General features: G+C 58.0%; 18 protein-coding genes. 17 read left to right on the forward strand and 1 reads right to left on the reverse strand.

Going from position 1 to position 22301, the window contains the following annotated elements:
* The first annotated feature begins 292 nt into the window (after window positions 1-292).
* The 17 genes from leuC to GH659_RS07720 all read left to right on the forward strand — a co-directional run bounded on the left by leuC (window position 293) and on the right by GH659_RS07720 (window position 18124).
* The gene (gene leuC / locus GH659_RS07640) at window positions 293-1699 is read left to right on the forward strand and encodes a 3-isopropylmalate dehydratase large subunit (RefSeq protein ID WP_153110792.1); all 1407 of its coding nucleotides are present in this window, start codon (window positions 293-295) and stop codon (window positions 1697-1699) included.
* Between the two features lie 11 nt (window positions 1700-1710).
* Window positions 1711-1842, forward strand: a complete 132-nt coding sequence (locus tag GH659_RS07645; protein ID WP_153110794.1) for an entericidin A/B family lipoprotein — start codon at window positions 1711-1713, stop codon at window positions 1840-1842.
* A gap of 21 nt (window positions 1843-1863) precedes the next feature.
* Complete coding sequence (gene leuD / locus GH659_RS07650; protein ID WP_153110797.1) at window positions 1864-2502, forward strand: 3-isopropylmalate dehydratase small subunit; 639 nt, start codon at window positions 1864-1866, stop codon at window positions 2500-2502.
* Window positions 2503-2517: 15 nt separating this feature from the next.
* Window positions 2518-3582, forward strand: coding sequence for a 3-isopropylmalate dehydrogenase (gene leuB / locus GH659_RS07655; RefSeq protein ID WP_153110799.1), 1065 nt, complete (start codon window positions 2518-2520; stop codon window positions 3580-3582).
* A 43-nt stretch (window positions 3583-3625) separates the two neighbouring features.
* Window positions 3626-4756: an aspartate-semialdehyde dehydrogenase gene (gene asd / locus GH659_RS07660; RefSeq protein WP_153110800.1), complete on the forward strand. Its 1131-nt coding sequence runs from the start codon at window positions 3626-3628 to the stop codon at window positions 4754-4756.
* A 140-nt stretch (window positions 4757-4896) separates the two neighbouring features.
* On the forward strand, window positions 4897-8064 hold the full coding sequence (locus GH659_RS07665) for a motility hub landmark protein FimV (RefSeq protein ID WP_153110802.1): 3168 nt from the start codon (window positions 4897-4899) through the stop codon (window positions 8062-8064).
* 135 nt (window positions 8065-8199) lie between these two features.
* A complete protein-coding gene (locus tag GH659_RS07670) occupies window positions 8200-8802 on the forward strand; it encodes an energy-coupling factor transporter transmembrane component T (protein WP_170285843.1) in 603 nt (200 codons plus the stop codon).
* Between the two features lie 11 nt (window positions 8803-8813).
* Entirely contained in the window at window positions 8814-9605 is a 792-nt protein-coding gene (gene truA / locus GH659_RS07675) for a tRNA pseudouridine(38-40) synthase TruA (protein WP_153110806.1), read from the forward strand.
* A 14-nt stretch (window positions 9606-9619) separates the two neighbouring features.
* Window positions 9620-10249 carry a phosphoribosylanthranilate isomerase gene (locus GH659_RS07680; RefSeq protein ID WP_153110809.1) on the forward strand — a complete coding sequence of 210 codons (630 nt, stop codon included), beginning with the start codon at window positions 9620-9622 and terminating at the stop codon, window positions 10247-10249.
* A 156-nt stretch (window positions 10250-10405) separates the two neighbouring features.
* Window positions 10406-11611 carry a tryptophan synthase subunit beta gene (trpB, locus tag GH659_RS07685; protein WP_153110810.1) on the forward strand — a complete coding sequence of 402 codons (1206 nt, stop codon included), beginning with the start codon at window positions 10406-10408 and terminating at the stop codon, window positions 11609-11611.
* Between the two features lie 9 nt (window positions 11612-11620).
* Window positions 11621-12430, forward strand: a complete 810-nt coding sequence (gene trpA / locus GH659_RS07690) for a tryptophan synthase subunit alpha (RefSeq protein ID WP_153110812.1) — start codon at window positions 11621-11623, stop codon at window positions 12428-12430.
* An 18-nt stretch (window positions 12431-12448) separates the two neighbouring features.
* Complete coding sequence (gene accD, locus GH659_RS07695) at window positions 12449-13318, forward strand: acetyl-CoA carboxylase, carboxyltransferase subunit beta (protein WP_153110814.1); 870 nt, start codon at window positions 12449-12451, stop codon at window positions 13316-13318.
* A 103-nt stretch (window positions 13319-13421) separates the two neighbouring features.
* Complete coding sequence (gene folC / locus GH659_RS07700; protein ID WP_153110816.1) at window positions 13422-14699, forward strand: bifunctional tetrahydrofolate synthase/dihydrofolate synthase; 1278 nt, start codon at window positions 13422-13424, stop codon at window positions 14697-14699.
* A gap of 75 nt (window positions 14700-14774) precedes the next feature.
* Window positions 14775-15524: an SPOR domain-containing protein gene (locus tag GH659_RS07705; RefSeq protein WP_153110818.1), complete on the forward strand. Its 750-nt coding sequence runs from the start codon at window positions 14775-14777 to the stop codon at window positions 15522-15524.
* Entirely contained in the window at window positions 15521-16012 is a 492-nt protein-coding gene (locus GH659_RS07710; protein WP_153110819.1) for a CvpA family protein, read from the forward strand. The genes GH659_RS07705 and GH659_RS07710 overlap by 4 nt, the downstream gene beginning before the upstream one ends.
* Window positions 16013-16020: 8 nt before the next feature.
* On the forward strand, window positions 16021-17535 hold the full coding sequence (gene purF, locus GH659_RS07715) for an amidophosphoribosyltransferase (protein WP_153110821.1): 1515 nt from the start codon (window positions 16021-16023) through the stop codon (window positions 17533-17535).
* Between the two features lie 61 nt (window positions 17536-17596).
* On the forward strand, window positions 17597-18124 hold the full coding sequence (locus GH659_RS07720; RefSeq protein ID WP_211364162.1) for an NUDIX domain-containing protein: 528 nt from the start codon (window positions 17597-17599) through the stop codon (window positions 18122-18124).
* 116 nt (window positions 18125-18240) lie between these two features.
* Here the strand turns inward: GH659_RS07720 and purL are convergent, their stop codons facing one another.
* A complete protein-coding gene (gene purL, locus GH659_RS07725; RefSeq protein ID WP_153110823.1) occupies window positions 18241-22167 on the reverse strand; it encodes a phosphoribosylformylglycinamidine synthase in 3927 nt (1308 codons plus the stop codon).
* Between the last annotated feature and the right edge of the window lie 134 nt (window positions 22168-22301).

Genomic DNA, 22301 nt, shown 5'->3' on the forward strand with positions numbered 1-22301 from the left:
CGAAAAGACCTCCGTCAGCGAGACTCGTTGATTTGCCGTAGCCGCTTTCTCCGTCTCCATACGCCACCCAAAAAGACAGAAAACTACACAAATCAACGCCCTGTGAACAGCCCCTTTGTAACTGATTGATTGTGAACGGCTATTTTGGCATGTTCACGACGGTGGCATTTCGGGTTTGGTGCGATTGCCCTAGTCTACTCTACCGTTGGGCTGACAGGCGGGTTGGAGCGTGAGATAATTGGTAGTTACAAATTAACGACCTGTGGGGTCTTGTTTTCGGGATTGTTGACTTATGCCGCAAAACTTATATGAAAAGCTCTGGCAGAGCCATGTGGTGCACGAAGAAGCCGATGGCACCGCGCTGATTTATATTGATCGTCATCTGATTCATGAGGTCACCAGTCCGCAAGCGTTTGAAGGTCTGAAACTTTCTGGGCGGAAGCCGTGGCGAGTTTCGTCGATCGTTGCGACGGCAGACCACAATACGCCGACCAATAATTGGGACCGCGGAATCGAGGATCCCGTATCGCGCCTTCAGGTTGAAACGCTTGATGCCAATATCCGTGAAGTCGGATCGCTTGCCTATTTCCCGTTCAAGGATCCGCGCCAGGGAGTTGTGCATGTGGTCGGTCCTGAGCATGGAGCGACACTGCCCGGCATGACTGTCGTTTGCGGGGATTCGCATACGAGTACACATGGGGCGTTCGCCTGCCTTTCGCTGGGGATCGGTACCTCGGAAGTTGAGCATGTGCTAGCCACGCAGTGTCTCGTGCAGAAGAAATCCAAGACAATGCTGATTCGCGTCGAGGGCCGGTTGGGTAAGGGCGTAACGGCTAAGGATGTTGTGCTCGCCATTATTGGCCGGATCGGTACGGCGGGTGGCACGGGCTATGCGGTTGAATTCGGCGGAAGTGCGATTCGCAGTCTGTCGATGGAAGGCCGGATGACCGTTTGCAACATGGCGATCGAGGCCGGGGCTCGCATGGGGTTTGTGGCCGTCGACGATGTCACCATCGATTATCTGCAGGGGCGCGCCTTTTCGCCAAAAGCCGATTACTGGGACAAGGCGGTGGCCTATTGGCGCACGCTGCACAGTGACGAAGGGGCTCGGTTTGACCATGTGATTGAATTGCGTGCCGAAGATATTCGTCCCCAGGTTACCTGGGGGACGTCGCCCGAGATGGTCGTGTCCATTGACGATTTGGTTCCTGATCCTGCCAAACAGTCCGATCCTGTCAAGCGTGAAGGCATGGAACGGGCTCTGCAGTATATGGGACTCAATCCGAATACACCGATCAAAGGCGTCAAAGTGGACAAGGTGTTTATCGGCTCTTGCACCAACTCCCGGATCGAAGATCTCCGCGTCGCGGCGCACGTCGTCAAAGGGCGGCACATTGCGGCTAATGTCAAACAGGCGCTGGTTGTGCCGGGTTCTGGTTTGGTCAAGCGGCAAGCCGAGGCGGAGGGGCTTGACAAGATATTTCTTGCGGCCGGTTTTGAATGGCGTGAGCCCGGTTGTTCGATGTGTCTGGCGATGAACGCGGACAGGCTTGAGCCGGGTGAGCGTTGCGCATCGACATCCAACCGCAATTTCGAAGGCAGACAAGGCGCTGGTGGCCGTACTCATCTGGTCAGTCCGGCCATGGCGGCAGCGGCGGCGATCGCCGGACATTTCGCCGATGTTCGTGACTTGCTGTGAGGGGCTTTGCCATGAATAAGCTTGCGCTCGCTGTATTTTGTTCGGTTGTGGCAATTTTGCTGTCGGCCTGCAATACCATGCAAGGGATTGGCAGGGATATTGAGAAGGGCGGTCAGGCTATCGAAAGGGCCGCCAACAAGTAGGGCGGTTTAGCAAGGAAAGTTATGGATAAATTTGTATGCTTGGAAGGTTTGGTTGCGCCGCTTGATCGTGCCAACGTCGATACCGATGCAATCATTCCTAAGCAGTTCCTGAAGTCGATCAAGCGCTCGGGGTTCGGTCCGAATCTGTTCGATGAATGGCGTTATATGGATGTCGGACAGCCGGGGCAGGACTGTACGAATCGCCCGAGAAATCCGAATTTTGTTTTGAATCAGCCGCGCTATCAGGGCGCCCAGATTCTGCTGACGCGCAAGAATTTCGGTTGTGGCAGCTCGCGCGAGCACGCACCGTGGGCGCTGCTCGATTACGGATTCCGGGTGATTCTCGCCGAGAGCTTTGCTGACATCTTTTTCAACAACTGTTTCAAGAACGGTATTCTGCCGATCGTCTTGCCGGCCAACGAGATCGATGCTCTGTTTGCCGAAGTGCAGGCGTTGCCAGGCTACAGGCTGAAAGTAGATCTTTCCGCCCAGCAGGTCCTTACACCGTCGGGCAAGGCGCTGCCGTTCGAGGTCGATGCCTTCCGCAAGGAGTGTCTCTTGAACGGATGGGACGATATCGGCCTAACCCTGCGCCACGCAGATAAGATTCGCGCCTTTGAGGAAAAGCGCCGTGCCGAACAACCTTGGCTGTTTGCTTAATTAAGGAAGATATTCGTGAAGATTTGTGTATTGCCGGGCGATGGTATTGGCCCCGAAATTACGGCCGAAGCCGTGCGTGTGTTGAAGGCTCTGGGCCTGAATCTGGAAACTGAAGAAGCGTTGATCGGCGGCTGCGCCGTTGATGCGACCGGCAATCCCTATCCGGAAGCGACCCAGAAGCTGGCACTGGAAGCCGATGCCGTATTGCTCGGCGCTGTCGGCGGCCCGAAATGGGATACGCTGCCGCGCGAACAGCGGCCGGAGCGTGGCCTGCTCGGTATCCGCAAGCAGCTTGGCCTGTTCGCCAACTTGCGTCCGGCCATTCTCTACCCCGAGCTGGCCAACGCCTCGACGCTCAAGCCGGAGGTCGTAGCGGGTCTCGACATCCTGATCGTACGTGAACTGACCGGCGACATCTATTTCGGCCAGCCGCGTGGCATCGAAATGCGCGAAGTCGATGGATTGAAGCAGCGTTTTGGTTTCAACACCATGCATTACACCGAAAGCGAAATCCGGCGTATCGGCCGTGTAGCCTTCGAGGCGGCACGTAAGCGCAATAAGAAAGTGTGCTCGGTCGACAAGATGAATGTTCTTGAAACAACCCAGCTTTGGCGCGACGTGATGAACGAACTGGCGCCCGAGTATCCGGATGTTGAACTCACGCACATGCTGGTCGACAACGCCGCGATGCAGCTGGTCAAGGCGCCGAAACAGTTCGACGTGCTCGTGACCGGTAATATGTTTGGCGACATTCTGTCGGACGAAGCCTCGATGCTGACCGGCTCGATCGGCATGCTGCCCTCCGCATCGCTCGACGAAAAAGGTAAAGGCCTTTACGAGCCAAGTCACGGATCGGCGCCGGACATTGCCGGCCAGAATCTCGCCAATCCACTGGCCACGATCCTGTCCGCGGCGATGATGCTGCGCTACACGTTCTCGATGGAGGACGCGGCGCAACGCATCGAGAACGCCGTCAAGAAGGTATTGGCGCAAGGCTTCCGTACTGGTGACATCTACGAGCCGGGCACGGCGAAGGTTGGCACACGTGAGATGGGTGATGCTGTTCTGGCGGCGCTTTAATTCAGCGCCCAGAGGTAGTGGTTTTTTGAGAGGTGGTCTGTAAATGAAAAAGGTCGGTCTGGTAGGTTGGCGCGGCATGGTGGGCTCCGTGCTCATGCAACGCATGGTGGAAGAAGGCGATTTTGCCTACATCGAACCGGTGTATTTCTCGACGTCGTCGGTTGGCGGCAAGGCGCCGACACTCGGCGGCAAGGAGGGCGGCGTGCTGCTCGACGCCATGTCGATCGATGCGCTTAAACAGATGGATATCGTTATCACCTGCCAGGGTGGCGATTACACCAAGGAGATCTTCCCCAAACTGCGCGCCGCCGGCTGGGACGGCCACTGGATCGATGCGGCCTCGGCGCTGCGCATGGACAAGGATGCGGTGATCATCCTCGACCCGGTCAACCTCAATGTCATCCAGGATGCCTTGGCCAGGGGCGGTAAGAACTGGATTGGCGGCAACTGCACCGTTTCCCTGATGCTGATGGGCCTCGGCGGTCTGTTCAAGCACGATCTGGTCGAATGGGTGTCGGCAATGACCTATCAGGCGGCCTCGGGCGCCGGCGCGCAAAACATGCGCGAACTGCTCGAACAGATGGGCGCGCTCTACGGGGCGGTCAAGGAAGAACTGGCCGATCCGGCTTCGGCCATCCTTGAAGTCGACCGTAAGGTCGCCGAAACGATGCGGGCCGCCAGCTTCCCGACCAAGAATTTCCGCAATACGGCGCTTGCCGGCAGTCTGATCCCGTGGATCGACGTTCCGGTGGACGGTGGGCAATCCAAAGAGGAATGGAAGGGCGGTGCTGAATGTAACAAGATTCTAGGGCGTCCCGCTTTCCGATCGCCAGGCAGCATTCCGATCGATGGTTTGTGTGTGCGCATCGGTGCCATGCGTTGCCATTCGCAGGGGCTGACCATCAAGCTCAAAAAAGATGTACCGCTCGGCGAAATTTCCGACATCATTGCTTCGGGGAACCAGTGGGCGAAGGTCGTTCCGAACGAGCGCGAAATCAGCGAGCGCGAACTGACACCAGCGGCCGTGACTGGGACGCTGACCGTGCCGGTGGGCCGTCTTCACAAGCTGGCCATGGGGGCTGATTATCTTGGTGCGTTTACGGTAGGTGACCAGTTGCTCTGGGGAGCGGCGGAACCACTCCGGCGAATGCTCCGTATTCTTCTCGAAAATTAATTCAGTGCGTTGAAAATAAAAGGAAAAGGCCGGGTATGTCCCGGCCTTTTTTGTGAGAATTGGAGAGGGATGTTTAGCTTGCACCGGTAACATCCTGATGTTATTTTAATATTTCGATTTTCGACGCTTGGGGTCGCGCCGTGGTTAAAAAAATACATTCACAACAAAAAAGAAGGTCTTGCTTGCGTTCTTCTTTGCTTGGGCTCGCGTCGTTTGTCGCGCTTTCCGGAATATCTTGTGCTGCTGGAGCGGCCGGGCTCGGGAAAATTGTGGTCTATTCGGCGCTTGGACAACCGTTGCGTGCGGAAATCGTGGTGAGCGCCACGCGCGAGGAGTTCACGGATATGAAGGCCCAACTTGCGTCGCAGGAAGCCTTCAAACAGGCGGGGCTCGATTACGCGACGTCGCTTCTGAGTATCCGCTTTAATCTAGAGAAACGTCCCGATGGCCAAGCCATTATTAAGTTGAGTTCAGATCGGCCGATCAACGATCCATTTGTTGATATGCTTTTGGAATTGAACTGGGCTTCCGGGAGGCTGGTCCGTGAATATACATTTCTTCTAGATCCGCCCGAAGTCGCCGCTAAAGCGGGGACGGGTTCCGGTGCTGCTGGCACGAGGCCAGTGGCGAGAGTGTCTGAGGCAGGAAGCACCGGTGGTCAGTCAGGAAAATCATCGGATTTGCGCTCGAATGGTGGGGAGAAACCTTCTGGCAAACCGAAAGTCGATAGCGAAGCAACGGGCCAAGCGACAGAGCGAGAAGTCAGGCGCGGCGATACTTTGCATCGAATAGCCACGGAGACCCGGCACGCGGGGGTTTCGGTCGAGCAGATGTTGGTCGGGCTGTTCAAGGCAAACCAGGACGCGTTCGAGGGTGGGAATATGAACCGTCTGAGAACCGGAAAGATTCTTTCTGTTCCGCAGAAGTCTGAAATTGCGGCGATTCCACCCGACGATGCTCGTAAACTCGTTACGGCTCAGTCTTCAGACTGGAACGCTTACCGGAATCGCTTGGCCGGCCTGGTCGCCAAGAGTCCCGTTCGGGATGAGGCCGCGAAACAGGAAGTGGCCGGAAAAATTTCGGTGAAGGTTGAAGAGAAGGTGGCGCCGGCTGCAGATGTCAAAGATCAACTGAAAGTTTCCAAGACGGTAACGACGGAAGCGAAATCTTCGGGGGCCTCCGGGAAGTCCTCTGAAGAGGACTTGATTGCAAAAGAAAAAGCGCTCAAAGAGACTAATGAGCGCGTGGCCATGCTCGAGAAGAATTTGGTTGAGTTGCAAAAATTAATTGAGCTCAAGAACCAGAGTTTGGCCGAACTGCAAAAGCAGGCGGCTGGGCAACAAGCATCGCCGGCAAAAGGGAGTGGAGACGAGCCTCCGAAATCGGCTTCAACTTCCTCGGGCGCGATGTCGGACGCTGCCCCTATGGCGCCATCAACTACTGATTCGACGACTGGCCTTGCTGCGGAGGAAAAGGCAGGTGGGGGAACTACAGACCAGAGTGCACAAGCCCCCACGGTAGCCGAGCCAAAGTCCGTTGAGCCCCCTAAGGCGAAGCCTGCGGTGGCATCCCCTCCCTTGCCAGAGGGGCCAAGTTTTGCTGAGGAACTGCTGCAAAACCCTGTGACCCTGGCGGCTGGCGGCGGTATTTTGGCGCTTCTGGCGGCTTATTTCCTTGCTCGTCGTCGCCGGTTAAATAAACAACACGCGCCGGTGTCCGAATCAGATAGCAGTACGCTTTCTCCTGAGAGTTCGAGCCTGATCTCGAACTCGGTTTTTCGGAGCACAGGCGGACAAAGCGTTGATACTTCATCCCAGACTCCCGCGCAGACCGATTTCAGCCAAGCCGGCCCAGGCAGTATTGATACTGATGAGGTTGATCCCGTTGCTGAGGCGGATGTCTATATGGCGTACGGTCGAGATGTGCAAGCCGAAGAAATCTTGCTTGAAGCCAAGGTGAAAGATCCGAGACGTTATGCGATCCCTCTGAAGTTGCTTGAGATCTATTCAAATCGTAAGGATGTCAAAAAATTTGAAACGTTGGCTACGGAGCTCTACGGGGAAACGGGAGGAGTGGGGCCCGATTGGGCGAAAGCGGTGCTGCTCGGTGCGGCACTTGACCCGAGCAACCCGCTTTTCGGAGCCAAGACCGCATCGGATGTGAGCGAGGACATCATTCGGCCAGTGTTGCCCGTTGGTTTCGGATCCGAAGAGTCACCCGACAACGGCGAGCCTTCTCCTCGCGTTGGCTTGCTGGAAATCAGTGAAATGGTAGGGGCAGACGGGGCGGCTCCCGAAGCCGAATTGTCGGTAGAGAGCAATGACGGCGAGAGAGCGGCTTCGACGGATTTTGAGTTCGATCTTGAATTCGTCAGTGGCGCGGAGGAAAACAATCTATCCGGAGACGAAGGCATTCCCGTGGCTCCCCCTGCAGTTGCACCAGAGACTGCGACGCTTGAGGCTGGTGCGGCGTTGGACTTTGATTTGAGCTTTGACGCTGAGAGCGAATTACTCGCGAATCCGTCTGCGTCTAAGCAAAAAATCGAGGATGTGTCTTCGTTCAACTTCAGCATGCCGGAATTGGAAAGCGATGCATTGCCAGCGTCGCCTGTTGTTGAAGAGGTGCCAACCATTGAATTTGATCTTGGCGCAGTCCAAAGTGCCAGCGATTCATCGGATATGCATCCGGCGAATGCTGAGCCGGTTAACGAAGCTGATCTGGCGAATGAGCCGGGGCCGGAAGAAGTGGAGTTCGATGTCAACCTGAACGAGTCAGCGTTCCTTGCAAAGTCACCAGCGGAAACGCCAGCGTTCGACATGACGTCAATCGATCTTGATTTGTCTGTTCCGGAAAGCGGGTCTGAGATGGAGCACGAAAAACAAGTGCTCATTGACGAGAACCCGGGAATGCCTCTTGGTCGTACGGATGAGGAGTCAGACGAATGGCTTTCGCCCTCGTCCGCTCCGGAGGTGGCTGTTCCAGATCTGACATTTGACGATTTTCAGGTGTCGACTGCCGTAAATCCGGATTTTGAAATCGACGGGGAGGACGTTGGCGACGATCAAACGCTGATTTCCCAATCCGAAACCATCGTTAATCCAATGTTGCTTGAGACAGAGGATATGATGGCGCCGGATTTTGACATGCCGGTTAACGAAGAGGTGGCGACGAAGCTTGAGTTGGCGAATGCCTATGAGGAAATGGGTGACCTTGAAGGAGCGCGAGAACTGCTGCAGGAAGTGTTAAAGGAAGGTGACGCTCCGCAACGGGAAAAAGCGCAGGCCATTTTGTCGAGAATTGGAGAATAAGCTTCTCTTTACGTAGTATTGTCAGCGATGTCAGGCCGTAGCCCATACTGGCTGCGGCCTTTTCTTTTATAGATAGATGTTCATGCCTCCTTTGGTTGTTGGCGGAGGTACGTGCCAAAGATTCAAGGTTCCGTTGTGCCAATAAGTGACCTTCACCCCGCTACGCGGCTATTTGTATGGCTGATGTTGCTGCTCGCCATACAGGGGCTGGGGAATTTTGCGCTCGTGGGGTGCGCTCTCCTCGTGCCTCTGATGGGGGGGAGTGTCTTGCGAAGGGGGGGGCGGCTGATCTGGCGAACACGCTGGTTGATTGTCTCGTTGCTTGCCGTATTCGCGTGGGGGCGTGCTGGCGAGCACGTCTGGGTTGGGCCTTTGTCGCCGACGTATGAAGGGTTGTCGGAGGCGATTACGCATGGTGGGCGCCTTGTATTGTTGTTAATGGCGGTTGGTGCATTTCTCGAGACTACGCCGCTTCCCGTCTTGTTGTCAGGCGGTCGTGTATTGCTCGCCCCGTTTCGGCAACTGGGATGTGACCCGGATCGCAGCGTTGTACGCCTGATGTTGGTGTTGCGTTATGTCGAGGCTCTGCCTCGTCCGCGTGATTGGCGAAATTTGCTGGATGCGCCGCCGCCGACCGAATGCGACGTGCTGGAAGTTGATCATGAGTCGCTGCGGTTTACGGATCGACTCGTCATGGTGATGGCGGCAGCCATTGTCGTCTATTTTCTTTTTCGTTAGCCGTTATACAGATGAGAGTTGCACTTGGTGTCGAATATGATGGAAGCGACTTCAGCGGTTGGCAAAAGCAACCTGCAGGCGTGACAGTTCAGGACGCGTTGGAAGCAGCGCTGGAGAAGATTGCCGGCGTGCCGATCAACGTCGTTTGTGCTGGACGTACCGATGCCGGGGTGCACGCCACGGGGCAGGTGGTGCATTTCGATACAACGGCGAGTCGGCCGCTAACGGCGTGGGTGCGCGGTGTCAATACGTTTTTGCCGTCAGCGGTCGCTGTGCGCTGGGCGCAACCGGTAGACGAGGCGTTCCATGCGCGGTTTTCGGCTTTCGGGCGTTGCTACCGCTATCTGTTGATCAATCGGCCGCAGCGATCTGGCGTCTGGCATGGGCGCGCCGGCTGGTACCACCATCCGCTCGATGAAGCAGTTATGCAGCGAGCTGCCGACCGTTTGCTCGGAGAACATGATTTTTCGGCGTTTCGGGCCGCCGAATGCCAAGCCAAATCGCCGATCAAGACCCTTCGGCGTGCCGATGTGCGCCGCTTCGGTGATATGGTGGTCTTCGATTTCGAGGCCAGTGCCTTTCTCCATCACATGGTGCGCAACATGGTGGGCAGCCTGGTCTATGTCGGTCAGGGTAAGCACCAGGACGAGTGGATCTCGGAACTGTTGGCATCCGGTGACAGGCGGCAGGCAGCACCGACTTTTTCGGCGGCAGGTTTGTACCTCGCGGGGGTTCGATACGAAGCGCAATGGGGCTTGCCGGTCGCCGACAATCCTTTTTTGGCGGGCGGTGCCTGTTTTTGAGGAATGAGAAAAGAATGAAACCGCGCATCAAGATTTGTGGTCTGACGAGACCGGAAGATGTTCTGGCGGCCGTCGAGGCCGGCGCTGACGCGATCGGACTGGTGTTCTACAGGCCGAGTCCGCGCTTTGTCGATCTGGAGAAGGCGGCGGCTTTGGCGCGGCTCGTTCCTCCGTTCGTGACAATCGTCGGACTTTTCGTCAATGCCGAGACGGATTTCGTGAAGAGAACGCTCGCCGCCGTGCCGATTCATTTGCTGCAATTTCATGGTGACGAGGACGAAACGTACTGTCGGCAGTTTGCCCGTCCCTACGTCAAGGCAGCGCGCGTGAAGCCGGGAGTCGATTTGCTACAATACGCCGCTGATTTTCCGACGGCGCAGGCTATTTTGCTCGATGCCTTCGTCGAAGGCTATGGAGGTGGCGGCAATGTGTTCGATTGGACGCTGATACCGGCAGGCCTGGACAAGCCGTTGATTCTCTCCGGCGGACTGGATGTGGGCAACGTGGCCGAAGCCATTGCCCGTGTGCGGCCGGCCGCGGTCGATGTTTCCTCCGGCGTCGAGGTGAGCAAGGGAATCAAGGATGCGGAAAGGATTCGGGCTTTCGTTGCCGCCGTGCGTGCGGCAGCGGAGGCGGCCGATTGATTCAGAGTGTTTCGGGATGGGATAACTGAATGCGCAAGACTTCTGGTGGACGCACGCGGACCTGCTGGCGGCGTTTTCTGGCCGATCACACTTGAGGCGGCCGGTTGTTCCGATCGTCTGTTTGTTTTTTTCATCTTTCTGCCTCAAGGAAAATTCATGACCACTCAACCTTACAATTTGCCGGATGCGCGCGGGCATTTCGGGCCGTACGGCGGTATTTTCGTCGCCGAAACCCTGATTCCGGCGTTGGCCGAGCTCAAGGACGCGTATGCGGCCGCCCAGCGTGACCCGCAATTCGTTGCCGAATTCGAATACGAGCTCAAACACTACGTTGGCCGGCCCAGTCCGATCTACCACGCCAAACGACTGTCCGAGGAAGCCGGTGGCGCCCAGATCTATCTGAAGCGCGAGGATCTCAATCACACTGGCGCACACAAGGTTAACAACTGCATCGGCCAAGCCATCCTCGCCCGGCGCATGGGCAAGAAACGCGTGATTGCCGAAACCGGCGCCGGTCAGCACGGCGTCGCCACGGCCACCGTCGCCGCCCGCTACGGCATGGAGTGCGTCGTCTACATGGGGTCCGAGGACGTCCGCCGGCAGGCGGCCAACGTCTATCGCATGAAATTGCTCGGTGCGACCGTCGTGCCCGTTGAGAGCGGTTCGAAGACGTTGAAGGACGCGCTGAACGAGGCCATGCGTGACTGGGTGACGAACATCTCCAGCACGTTCTACATCATCGGCACGGTCGCCGGTCCGCACCCGTACCCGATGATGGTGCGCGATTTCCAGTCGGTGATCGGCAACGAGGCCATTCCACAAATGCAGGAGCTGTGTGGTCGTCAACCGGATGCGGTGATTGCCTGCGTCGGTGGCGGCTCGAACGCGATGGGTATTTTCTATCCCTATATTCCGCACGAGGATGTGCGCCTGATCGGCGTCGAGGCGGCCGGTGAGGGCATTGCCACCGGTCACCATGCCGCTTCGCTGACGGCTGGGCATCCGGGCGTGTTGCACGGTAACCGGACCTATCTGCTGCAGGACGAAAACGGTCAGATTATCGAGACGCACTCGATCTCGGCGGGGCTCGATTATCCGGGTGTCGGCCCCGAGCATGCCTGGCTGAAGGACTCCGGTCGTGCCGAGTACGCCACCATTACCGATGCGGAGGCGCTGCAGGCATTCCACACGCTATGCAGGACCGAAGGCATCATTCCGGCGCTTGAATCGAGCCATGCCATCGCTCATGCACTCAAGCTGGCGCCGACGCTGCCGAAGGACAAAATCCTGCTCGTCAATCTCTCCGGTCGCGGCGACAAGGATATGCACACCGTCGCCGAGAAATCGGGCATCACGCTTTGAGGTTCTGCCATGTCTAAAATTCAAGCCACTTTCGAGCGCCTGCAGGCGCAGGGGCGCAAGGCGCTGATTCCATTCATCACTGCCGGCGATCCAGGTCCGGAATTGACCGTGCCGCTGATGCACACGCTGGTCGAGGCCGGCGCCGATATCATCGAACTCGGCGTGCCGTTCTCCGATCCGATGGCCGACGGACCGACCATCCAGCGCGCATCCGAACGCGCCCTGGCCAAGGGCGTTAGCCTGCGCCAGGTGCTCGGCATGGTCGCCAACTTCCGCGCCGACAACAACGAGACGCCGGTCGTGCTGATGGGCTACGCCAATCCGATCGAGGCCATGGGAGTCGACAAATTCGCAGCGGCGGCTTTTGACGCTGGCGTCGATGGCGTGCTGGTCGTCGATTATCCGCCCGAGGAAAGCGTCGAATTCGCCAAGGCCATGCAGGCCAACGCACTCGATCCGATCTTCCTGCTGGCACCGACCTCGAACGACGAGCGCATCGCGCTTGTGGCCCAACTGGCCAGCGGTTATGTCTACTACGTTTCGCTCAAGGGTGTGACGGGGTCGGCCAAACTTGATGTCGAGGCGGTGGCAGCGCACATTCCCGAGATTCGTGCGGCGGTCGGCGTGCCGGTTGGCGTTGGCTTCGGTATCCGCGATGCGGCAACAGCCGGTGCGATTGCCCGGATTTCGGATGCCGTGGTTGTCGGCAGTCGCATCATCGAGGAGATCGAGAAGTCGTCGAAGGATGATGTCTGTGCGAACGTGAATGCAGTCATAACCGAGCTTCGCAGGGGTGTTGACGAGGCAACGAAGGTCTGATGATACTGGAGGTAATCCATGAGCTGGCTGAAAAAACTTCTTCCGCCGAAAATCAAACGAAGCGAAGAAGGTACCCGCAAATCGGTTCTTCCGGAGGGCTTGTGGAGTAAATGTTCATCCTGCGAGTCTGTTCTGTATGCGACCGATCTGGAAAAGAATGCCCATGTTTGTCCGAAATGCGGCTTCCATAACAGGTTGAACGCCCGGCAACGGATTGATCTCCTGCTTGATACGGAAGGTCGTTTCGAGATTGGCAGCGAAGTTTTGCCGGTCGACTCGTTGAAATTCAAGGATAGCCGCCGATATACCGAGCGTCTGCTGGATGCCAGCGAGAGTACTGGCGAAACGGATTCGCTAGTCGTCATGCAGGGAGCGCTGAACAATCTTCCCGTGGTCGTGGCAGCATTTGAGTTCGACTTCATGGGTGGCTCCATGGGGTCTGTGCTCGGCGAGCGTTTTGTGCGGGGTGTGAGAACTGCCGTCGAACATAACATTCCCTTCATCTGCGTGAGTGCGTCGGGCGGCGCACGTATGCAGGAAGGGTTGTTTTCGTTGATGCAGATGGCCAAGACGACGGCGGCATTAACCAAGCTGTCGGAAGCCGGGCTCCCCTTCGTTTCGATACTCACCGATCCGACGATGGGGGGGGTTTCGGCTTCGTTTGCCTTCATCGGTGACATCGTGATTGCCGAACCGGGGGCTCTGATCGGTTTTGCCGGCCCGCGCGTTATCGAGCAGACGGTGCGTCAGAAGTTGCCGGAGGGTTTCCAGCGGGCCGAGTTTCTGTTGGAAAAGGGAGCGATCGACATGATCGTTGATCGCCGCGAGATGAAGAGCAAGCTCGCGCAGCTTTTAGCCATGCTGCAGAAGTGTCCCGCCGCGGCCTGAACTGTGCGGGGCTCGGCGAAGCACAGGCCCGCATCCCCGGGTTCCAGCGGATTTTTCAGGTAAGTACGGCGTTGCGGTGTTTCCTGCGTTGAAAGAATCTTTTGTGAAAACACTTACCGATTGGCTTGCCCACCTTGAAAGCCTGCACCCAAAGGGGCAAAGCGGCATCGAACTCGGCCTGGAGCGCGTGGCTCGTGTTAAAGCGGTCTTGCGGCAACAGCAAACCTGTCCGGTCATTATCGTTGGTGGTACCAATGGCAAGGGGTCGACCTGCGCATATCTGGAGATCATCTATCGGTTATCTGGCTATCGCGTTGGCTGCTATTCCTCGCCGCACTTGCTGAAGTACAACGAAAGGGTGCGCGTCAACGGCCAACCGGCTACCGATGAAATGCTGTGTTCCGCCTTTGCCAGAGTCGAAGCGGCCCGCCATGAGGCCGGAAACATCGCACTGACCTATTTCGAGTTTGGAACCTTGGCCGCTTGGGAAGTGTTTGCTGCAGAGAAGGCGGAAGTCGTTATCCTCGAAGTGGGACTTGGCGGCCGCCTTGATGCGGTTAACGTTTATGAGCCCGATTGTGCGGTGGTGACCGGCGTCGCGCTCGATCACACCGACTGGCTGGGGGCGACTCGGGAAGCGATCGGTTTCGAGAAAGCAGGGATTTTCCGTTCCGGCCGACGCGCCATCTGTGCCGATCCGGAACCACCGCAATCGCTGCTCGATTACGCGGAAGCGATTGATGCTGATTTGAAGTTGATTGGCCGGGATTTCGGCTTTGCCCGCGCGGGGCAAGGTTGGTCGTATCGGGACGGAGATGGGCGAAAATTCGATGGGTTGCCCGAACCTGCCTTGCGCGGCGAGTGCCAGTTGAGAAATGCCTCGGCGGTGATTACTGTCCTTGAATCGCTTGGTGATCAATTGCCTGTTTCACTTGAGGCGGTTCGGCGGGGGTTGCACGAAGTGAGTTTGCCGGGGCGCTTTCAGATCGTAGGCGAGCGTCCGGCTGTCATTCTTGATGTTGCGCATAATCCGGAGGCCGTCGCCGAGTTGGCGCAAAATCTCCGAACGATGGGGGCGTTTCGGCGGACTATCGCCGTCGTTGCGATGCTTGCCGATAAGGACATCGCCGGAGCGTTGGCCGCTCTATCCGGAAATGTGGATGTCTGGCTCGTGGCCGGGCTAAATGTGCCGCGTGGAGCGCCGGAGACAACGCTCGCAAATGCCGTGACTGAGCTTGGAGGAAGCGTGGAGGAATTCGCATCGCCCGCCGAGGCTTTCAGGCGCGCTGTCGGCTTGGCTGGCGAAAATGATAGAATCGCAGTCTTTGGTTCGTTCCATACTGTAGCGGCCGTGATTAATGCCTTAAACACACCAGTGTGATGGTGTCTGAAGTTGAGTGTTAGTCTGATTTCTCAATCAGAACCCGCGATTCTACGAAGATATATTCCCGACCCAATGCCTGAATCTCCTGATGCCCATTTGCTGCTGAAAAAACGGGCGCGTCGCCGTTTGGTAGGCGCCGTCGCCTTCGCCGGCTTGGCGGCAGTTATTCTGCCGATGGTGATGGATGAAGAGCCAAGGCAGGCAATGCAGGAAGTTCAGATCCGTATTCCAGGGCAGGATCAACCGCTGCTTAATCCTCTGGTGGTGAAACCCGTCGCAGTCGCGGAAGTGCCGGAAGCGGAAGGTCGTCCAGAGAACCCGCAGACCGTGGCTGCCGCGGTCGTTCCCGAGTCCGTCAAAGCCGAAAGCAAAAGTGTAGAAAAACTCGTCGAGAAAGTGGCAAAGGAACCGATAAAGGAAGCGCACGAGAAGATTCCAGAGAAGGCTCCTGAAAAAACGGCGGAAACGAAAAAAGAAAAGAACGTTGATAAGTCGCTGCAAAAAATAGTGAGCGCAACCTCGGGCGAGGCGGAACGTGCCGCGGCGATTCTCGACGGAAAACCTTCAGAGCCTCCAGCCACGAAAAGCGGCGCTACCCACGTGATTCTGATCGGGGCTTTCTCCAATCCGGCCAACGTCAGGCAGTTGCAAACCAAGATCGGTGAACTTGGAATCAAGGTTTTCACAGAGTCGGTTAATTCGCCCGGCGGAAAGAAAACCCGCGTTCGTGCAGGGCCCTTTGCGACGCGCGAGGCGGCGGATAAAGCGCTTGAGAAAATGAAGCGCATTGGCGTTAATGGCGTGGTTGCTTCCAAGCAATGACGGCTTTCGACTACGTCGTTATAGCGATAGGGGTCGCGTCTGTCGCGCTCGGTATGTGGCGTGGAGTCGTCGGGGAGGTGCTCGCCCTAGTGGCGTGGGTTCTGGCGTTTTTTGCCGCCAAGTGGTGGGGGGATGAGATCGCCGGACTGTTTTTTTCAGGTATTAACGATCCCGCAATACGCATGCTTGTCGCGTGGGCGGCGGTGTTTTTCGGCGTGCTCGTGCTAATGGGGCTTTTGCGCTTGGCTATACGGGGGCTGCTCAAAGCAGTGGGATTAGGTCTTAGTGACCGTATGCTCGGTATTGTCTTTGGTGCGGTACGCGCCATGGTCATCATTCTGGCGCTTGTTGCCGTTGGCGGCATGACGTCGGTTCCAAAGGAAAAATGGTGGAGCGAGGCTTACTTCGCGTCGCCACTTGAAACTGCAGTACTAGCTGGCCGGCCCTGGTTGCCGCCGGAAGTGTCCAAACAGATTCGATTCAGGTAGGAAAAATTATGTGCGGTATTCTTGGAGTAATGGCAACTAGCCCAGTCAATCAGTTGCTCTACGACGGACTTATGGTGCTTCAGCACCGCGGACAGGACGCGGCAGGCATCGCTACGAGCGAGGGCAATGCATTTCACATGCATAAGGGCTCCGGGCTGGTGCGCGACGTCTTCCGTACGCGCAATATGCGTGCGCTGCCGGGTAACATGGGGATTGGCCATTGCCGTTATCCGACGGCAGGTTCTTCGTCCGATTCGGCTGAATCGCAGCCGTTCTATGTCAATTCGCCGTTCGGGCTGATTCTGGCGCATAACGGGAACCTGACGAACACGGCGCAATTGCAGGAAGAAATGTTCCGCCAGGATCTGCGCCACATCAACACCAGTTCCGATTCGGAAGTGCTGCTGAACGTTCTGGCGCATGAGCTGCAGGAAACCGCGAAAGGGTTCAAGCTTGATCTCGACACCATTTTCGCGGCGGTGGCTGGTGTGCACCGTCGGTGCCAGGGTGCCTATGCCGTGGTCGTGTTGATTGCCGGCTACGGTATGTTGGCTTTCCGCGATCCGCACGGCATTCGCCCGTTGGTGATCGGGACCAACGAGACGCCCGAAGGAACCGAGTATCTCCTTTCGTCCGAGTCGGTCGCGCTTGATACGTTGGGCTTCAAAACGTTGCGCGACGTGGAGCCTGGCGAAGCGGTGTTCATCGACATGGAGCGCAAGATGCACTCGCGTCAGTGCGCGAAAAATGCAACCCTGACACCGTGCATTTTTGAATACGTCTACCTCGCCCGGCCGGACTCGGTGATCGATGGCGTTTCCGTGTATGAAGCACGTTTGCACATGGGTGAGCATCTTGCCGACAAGGTGGCCGCGAGTGTTCCTGTTGAGGACATCGACGTTGTAATCCCGATCCCGGATTCGAGTCGCCCGTCAGCAATGCAACTGGCGCAGAAACTTGGTCTGCCGTTCCGAGAAGGGTTCGTCAAGAACCGCTACATTGGCCGTACTTTCATCATGCCGGGCCAGACGACACGCAAGAAGTCTGTTCGCCAGAAGCTCAATACCGTCGGGCAGGAATTCAAGGGTAAGCGAGTTCTGCTTGTCGATGACTCGATCGTGCGTGGAACGACGAGCCGTGAGATCGTCGAAATGGCACGTGCGGCCGGGGCGCTCAAAGTTTATTTCGCTTCCGCGGCGCCTCCCGTGCGTTTCCCGAATGTCTATGGGATCGATATGCCCACCCGCGGCGAGTTGATCGCCACCGGTCGCAGCGATGAAGAGATTTGCAGGGAAATCGGTGCGGATGCGCTGGTTTATCAGGATCTCGAAGCACTCAAAGCGTCGATTCGCGATGTGAGGCCCGCGCTGTCGGTTTTCGAATGCTCGTGTTTTGACGGCGAGTATGTGACGGGTGACGTGACGATCGAGTATCTCGATGCCAACGAGCGGGCACGTCAGGCAAAAATCAGTGCGCCCAAGGAAGACGGTGGTGCTTCCCGGCAGTTGCATGCCAACCACTGATCCTTTCGTTGCTCGATCGGAAATCACGGTGCCTGACAACTACGCGCATCTTGCGGAGACCATGATTGATGGCGAGCAAGTCTTCGGCGGGAAGCTGCTGGATGTCCGGCGCGATCGCGTTCGCCTTGCCAATGGCCATGAGTCGATGCGCGAATATGTTGTCCACCAAGGGGCCGTCGTTGTCATCCCGGTGCTTGACTCGGGTAAGTTGATTCTTGAGCGCCAATTCCGTTATCCGTTACGCAGACCTTTTCTTGAACTTCCCGCCGGGAAGATCGATCCGGGCGAGGGTATTCGTGACACGGCGCGCCGGGAGTTGCTCGAGGAAACCGGGTATTCGGCCGGTTCATGGCGCCACCTCGGAGTCATGCATCCGTGTATCGGCTATTCAAACGAGCGGATCGAGATATTTATTGCGCAAGCCTTAACGCGTGAATCGGGGCAGCAGCTCGACCACGGCGAGATTATTGATCTCGAATATTTCTCGCTGGACGAGGCGTTGAATGCCGTCAGAACGGGTGAAGTTACCGACGGGAAGACAATTGCATCGCTCTTCTGGGCGGAAAAGGTTTTGCGCGAAGGTTGGTAGAAAAATTATGTGCGGACTCGGTTGCGGCTTGCATGCCGTCTGACTACGAGGCCTGCTCGGGTAGTGTTTGCAAAAGAACGGGCGCCTTGGCGCCCGTTCTCGTATGGTCTAACTTTTTAGCTTACCCACTTGCGTGCGTTTCTGAACATGCGCATCCACGGTGAATCTTCGCCGAGATCAGCGGGATGCCACGACATCTGGACAGTGCGGAAGACGCGTTCCGGGTGCGGCATCATGATCGTGAAGCGTCCGTCAGCCGTCGTTACGCCGGTGATTCCTTCAGGCGATCCGTTCGGATTGTAGGGGTAGACCTCTGTCCTGTTACCCGCATTGTCGAGATAGCGCATGGCGACCAATACCTTCGACTGCTGTTCTGCCGAGTCGAAGTCGGCGCGGCCTTCGCCGTGGGAAACGACCACCGGCAGGCGGCTGCCGGCCATGCCGGTGAAAAAGAGCGACGGAGATTCCGGCAGTTCGACCATCGTGAAGCGCGCTTCGAACTGCTCAACCTTGTTGCGCTCGAAGCGCGGCCACAGATCGGCGCCCGGGATCAGGCTCTTCAGGGCACTCATCATCTGGCAGCCGTTGCAAACGCCCAGTGCAAACGTGTCGTTCCGGCCAAAGAAGGCCGAGAACTCGTCGCGGGCCCGGCTATTGAACAGAATGGTTCTGGCCCAGCCTTTGCCCGCGCCGAGCACGTCCCCGTAGGAGAAACCGCCGCAGGCGACGGCACCGTTGAAGTCGGCGAGCTTGACGCGACCGGAAAGAATGTCGCTCATGTGCACATCGACGGCGGCGAATCCGGCGCGGTCGAAAGCCGCCGCCATTTCAACCTGGCCGTTGATTCCCTGTTCGCGCAGGATGGCGACTTTGGGACCTGCATTGGTGGTGATGAACGGTGCGGCGATATTTTCGGCCGGATCGAAGGTGAGCGTGCACGACAATCCCTTGTCGGCTGCGTCAAGAATCCGATCGTATTCCTGTTGCGCGCATTCCGGATTGTCGCGTAGCGATTGCATGCGGAACGTTGTTTCCGACCAGGCGCGTTGCAGGTCGATGCGTTTTTCGCAGAACACGTTGCGTGACTGGCTGATGAAGCGCAACTCGTCGCTGGTGTTCGGGGCACCAATGGTCTGCGTGAGCGCGGTGACGTTTTCCTTGTCCAGAATGGCGAACACTTTGTCACGGTCGGCACGGCGGATCTGGATGACCGCGCCGAGCTCTTCGGCAAACAAGGCGTGAACGATTCCCTGATAGGAGCCGTCGCACAGCGCGTCAAGATTGAGCGTTACGCCACAGTGAGCCGCGAAAGCCATTTCGGTGACCGTGGCGAAGAGGCCACCGTCCGAGCGGTCGTGGTAGGCCAGCAGCAGATTCCCGGCAGCGAGCCCTTGTATAGCGGCGAAGAAGGCGGGCAGACGTGCCGCATCGTCGACATCTGGCACTTCCGACCCTGTCGTATTGAAAACCTGTGTGAGCGCCGAGCCGCCGAGTCGATTCTTGCCAGCGCCGAGGTCGATCAGAAGGAGCTCCGTTTCGCCCGAGTCAAGCTGCAGCTGCGGTGTCAGTGTGCGACGCGCATCGCTGACCGGCGAAAACGAGGTGACGACCAGCGACAGGGGCGATACGACCTGTTTCTTCTCGCCGTCTTCTTCCCAAGCCGTACGCATCGACAGCGAGTCTTTGCCGACCGGGATCGATACACCGATTTCCTGGCAGAGATCGGATACCGCGCGCACGGTGTCGAACAGGCGCGCGTCCTCGCCCGGTACGCCGGCGGGGGCCATCCAGTTGGCCGAGAGCTTGACGTCGCCGAGCTTCTCGATGCGTGCGGCAGCGACGTTGGTCAGTGCTTCGCCGACCGCCATGCGGCCCGAAGCCGGTGCGTCGAGAATCGCCAGCGGCGTGCGTTCGCCCATGGCGAATGCTTCACCGTGCAACGTTTCGTAACCCATCGTGGTGACCGCAACATCGGCCACCGGCACCTGCCATGGGCCGACCATCTGGTCGCGCGCCGTCATGCCGCCGACGGTACGGTCGCCGATCGAGATTAGGAAGGTCTTGTCGGCCACGGCCGGCAGGCGCAGCACGCGATAGGCGGCGTCCTTCAGATCGACGGCAACCGGGTCAAAAGGAACGGAAGCCGCAGGCAGGTGCGTCACGTCGCGTGTCATGCGCGGTGGCTTGCCGAGTAGCGCGTCCATGTCCATGTCAACCGGGTTGTTGTCGAAATGACGGTCGGCAACGATCAGACGGTTGTCGTCCGTGGTAGTGCCGACGACGGCGAACGGACAGCGCTCGCGTTCGCACATGGCCTGAAACTCGGGTAGGCGGCTCGGCGGGATGGCCAGTACGTAGCGTTCCTGCGCCTCGTTGCTCCAGATTTCGGCCGGCGACATGCCCGGTTCCTCGATCTTGACGTCGCGCAATTCGAAGCGTGCGCCACAACCGGCGCCGTGCGCCAGTTCCGGTAAAGCATTGGAGATACCGCCGGCGCCGACGTCATGCACCGACAGGATCGGGTTGCCGTCACCCGGCATCGAGATGTCTTTTTGCGGAGCGCCCAGTTGCCAGCAGCGGTCGATGACTTCCTGCGCGCGCCGCTGGATTTCCGGGTTGCCGCGCTGCACGGAGGCGAAATCGAGGTCTTCGGCGTTGCTGCCGGTCGTCATCGAACTTGCCGCTCCACCGCCGAGACCGATCAGCATGCCGGGGCCACCAAGTTGGATGAACAAGGTGCCGGCCGGGAAGGTTTCCGCCTTGTGCGACTGGTCGGCGGCGATATTGCCAACACCGCCGGCAACCATGATCGGCTTGTGATAGCCGCGCACGACGCCTTCTTCGCTTTCGCCGATGCGCTGCTCGTATGTGCGGAAATAGCCGGTCAGGTTCGGGCGGCCGAACTCATTGTTGAACGCGGCGGCCCCGATCGGTCCGTCGAGCATGATGTCGAGTGCAGAGGCGATGCGCGATGGACGCCCGTACGAGGCCATCGGGCTTTCCCATGGCTGTTCTGCCCCGGGCAGGTAGAGGTTGGACACGGAGAAGCCGCAGAGGCCAGCCTTGGGCTTGGAGCCGCGGCCGGTTGCCCCTTCGTCGCGAATTTCTCCGCCGGAGCCGGTCGCGGCGCCTGGGAAGGGCGAAATCGCGGTCGGGTGATTGTGCGTCTCGACCTTGGCCAGAATGTGAGTAAGTTCTTCCTGCTTGCCGTACGTACCGTCCTGCGTCGGGTAGAAGCGAGTCACCTCTGCGCCTTCAATAACGGACGAGTTGTCGGAATAAGCGACGACGGTCCCTTCTGGGTGCGCCTTGTGCGTTTCACGGATCATGCCGAACAGCGTTTCCTGGCGCGCTTCGCCGTCGATTACCCAGGATGCGTTGAAAATCTTGTGCCGACAGTGCTCGGAATTGGCCTGGGCGAACATCATCAGTTCGACATCGGTCGGATTGCGGCCGGTCTTGACGACGAACAGGTCAACCAGGTAGTCGATTTCGTCTTCGGACAGCGCGAGACCCAGACGTGCGTTGGCTTCGACGAGCGCTTCGCGTCCGCCGTTGAGCAGGTCGACCGAAGTCATCGGCTTGGGTGCGAAGTGCCGGAAGAGTTCGGATGTCTGTTCAAAGTCCGTGAGCACGGCTTCGATCATGCGGTCGTGCAGCAACGCCGCAACGTGCGGGAAGGTTGCTTCGCACAGTCCTTCGATACGGAAAGCGATTCCGCGCTCGATGCGTTCGATCGCGGCCAGGCCGCAATTCCAGGCGATGTCGGTCGCTTTCGACGACCACGGCGAGATGGTTCCGATACGCGGGGTGACGAGCAGCAGCTTGCCCGTCGGCGAATTTTCGTCAGGGCGCTCTTCCAAAAGTGCGGCCAGTTGTTGCCGTCCTTCACTGCTCAACGATTTGCTGAGTTTTGCGAAGTGCCAGTAATCGGCGCTGGCAATCTTTGCTGTAGGCGCGATGGCCTGAATACGTTGCTGCAATCCTTGCAGACGGAAAACGGAGAAAGCGGGCGCCCCGCGCAAAAAGAGGATGTCGGCCATGGTGAGCTTGGGAAAGAGCAGAAATCTGCCTGAAAACAAGGAGAAGGCCGGATTATAGCCGAGAGCCCCTATGAACAGGGGACGCAGACTCGCGCCTAAGGGAAAGCCTTGGCTGCATGAGCTGTCAGTTATCT

Origin of the sequence: Propionivibrio limicola (assembly GCF_009469695.1) — a bacterium.
GTDB lineage: Bacteria > Pseudomonadota > Gammaproteobacteria > Burkholderiales > Rhodocyclaceae > Propionivibrio > Propionivibrio limicola.

Bases quoted from the DNA above. Each gene is read 5' to 3' on its own strand.
- leuC (WP_153110792.1), top strand. From the start codon at position 293: ATGCCGCAAAACTTATATGAAAAGCTCTGGCAGAGCCATGTGGTGCAC.
- GH659_RS07645 (WP_153110794.1), top strand. From the start codon at position 1,711: ATGAATAAGCTTGCGCTCGCTGTATTTTGTTCGGTTGTGGCAATTTTG.
- leuD (WP_153110797.1), top strand. From the start codon at position 1,864: ATGGATAAATTTGTATGCTTGGAAGGTTTGGTTGCGCCGCTTGATCGT.
- asd (WP_153110800.1), top strand. From the start codon at position 3,626: ATGAAAAAGGTCGGTCTGGTAGGTTGGCGCGGCATGGTGGGCTCCGTG.
- truA (WP_153110806.1), top strand. From the start codon at position 8,814: ATGAGAGTTGCACTTGGTGTCGAATATGATGGAAGCGACTTCAGCGGT.
- GH659_RS07680 (WP_153110809.1), top strand. From the start codon at position 9,620: ATGAAACCGCGCATCAAGATTTGTGGTCTGACGAGACCGGAAGATGTT.
- trpB (WP_153110810.1), top strand. From the start codon at position 10,406: ATGACCACTCAACCTTACAATTTGCCGGATGCGCGCGGGCATTTCGGG.
- trpA (WP_153110812.1), top strand. From the start codon at position 11,621: ATGTCTAAAATTCAAGCCACTTTCGAGCGCCTGCAGGCGCAGGGGCGC.
- accD (WP_153110814.1), top strand. From the start codon at position 12,449: ATGAGCTGGCTGAAAAAACTTCTTCCGCCGAAAATCAAACGAAGCGAA.
- GH659_RS07705 (WP_153110818.1), top strand. From the start codon at position 14,775: ATGCCTGAATCTCCTGATGCCCATTTGCTGCTGAAAAAACGGGCGCGT.
- GH659_RS07710 (WP_153110819.1), top strand. From the start codon at position 15,521: ATGACGGCTTTCGACTACGTCGTTATAGCGATAGGGGTCGCGTCTGTC.
- purF (WP_153110821.1), top strand. From the start codon at position 16,021: ATGTGCGGTATTCTTGGAGTAATGGCAACTAGCCCAGTCAATCAGTTG.
- GH659_RS07720 (WP_211364162.1), top strand. From the start codon at position 17,597: ATGATTGATGGCGAGCAAGTCTTCGGCGGGAAGCTGCTGGATGTCCGG.
- purL (WP_153110823.1), bottom strand. From the start codon at position 22,167: ATGGCCGACATCCTCTTTTTGCGCGGGGCGCCCGCTTTCTCCGTTTTC.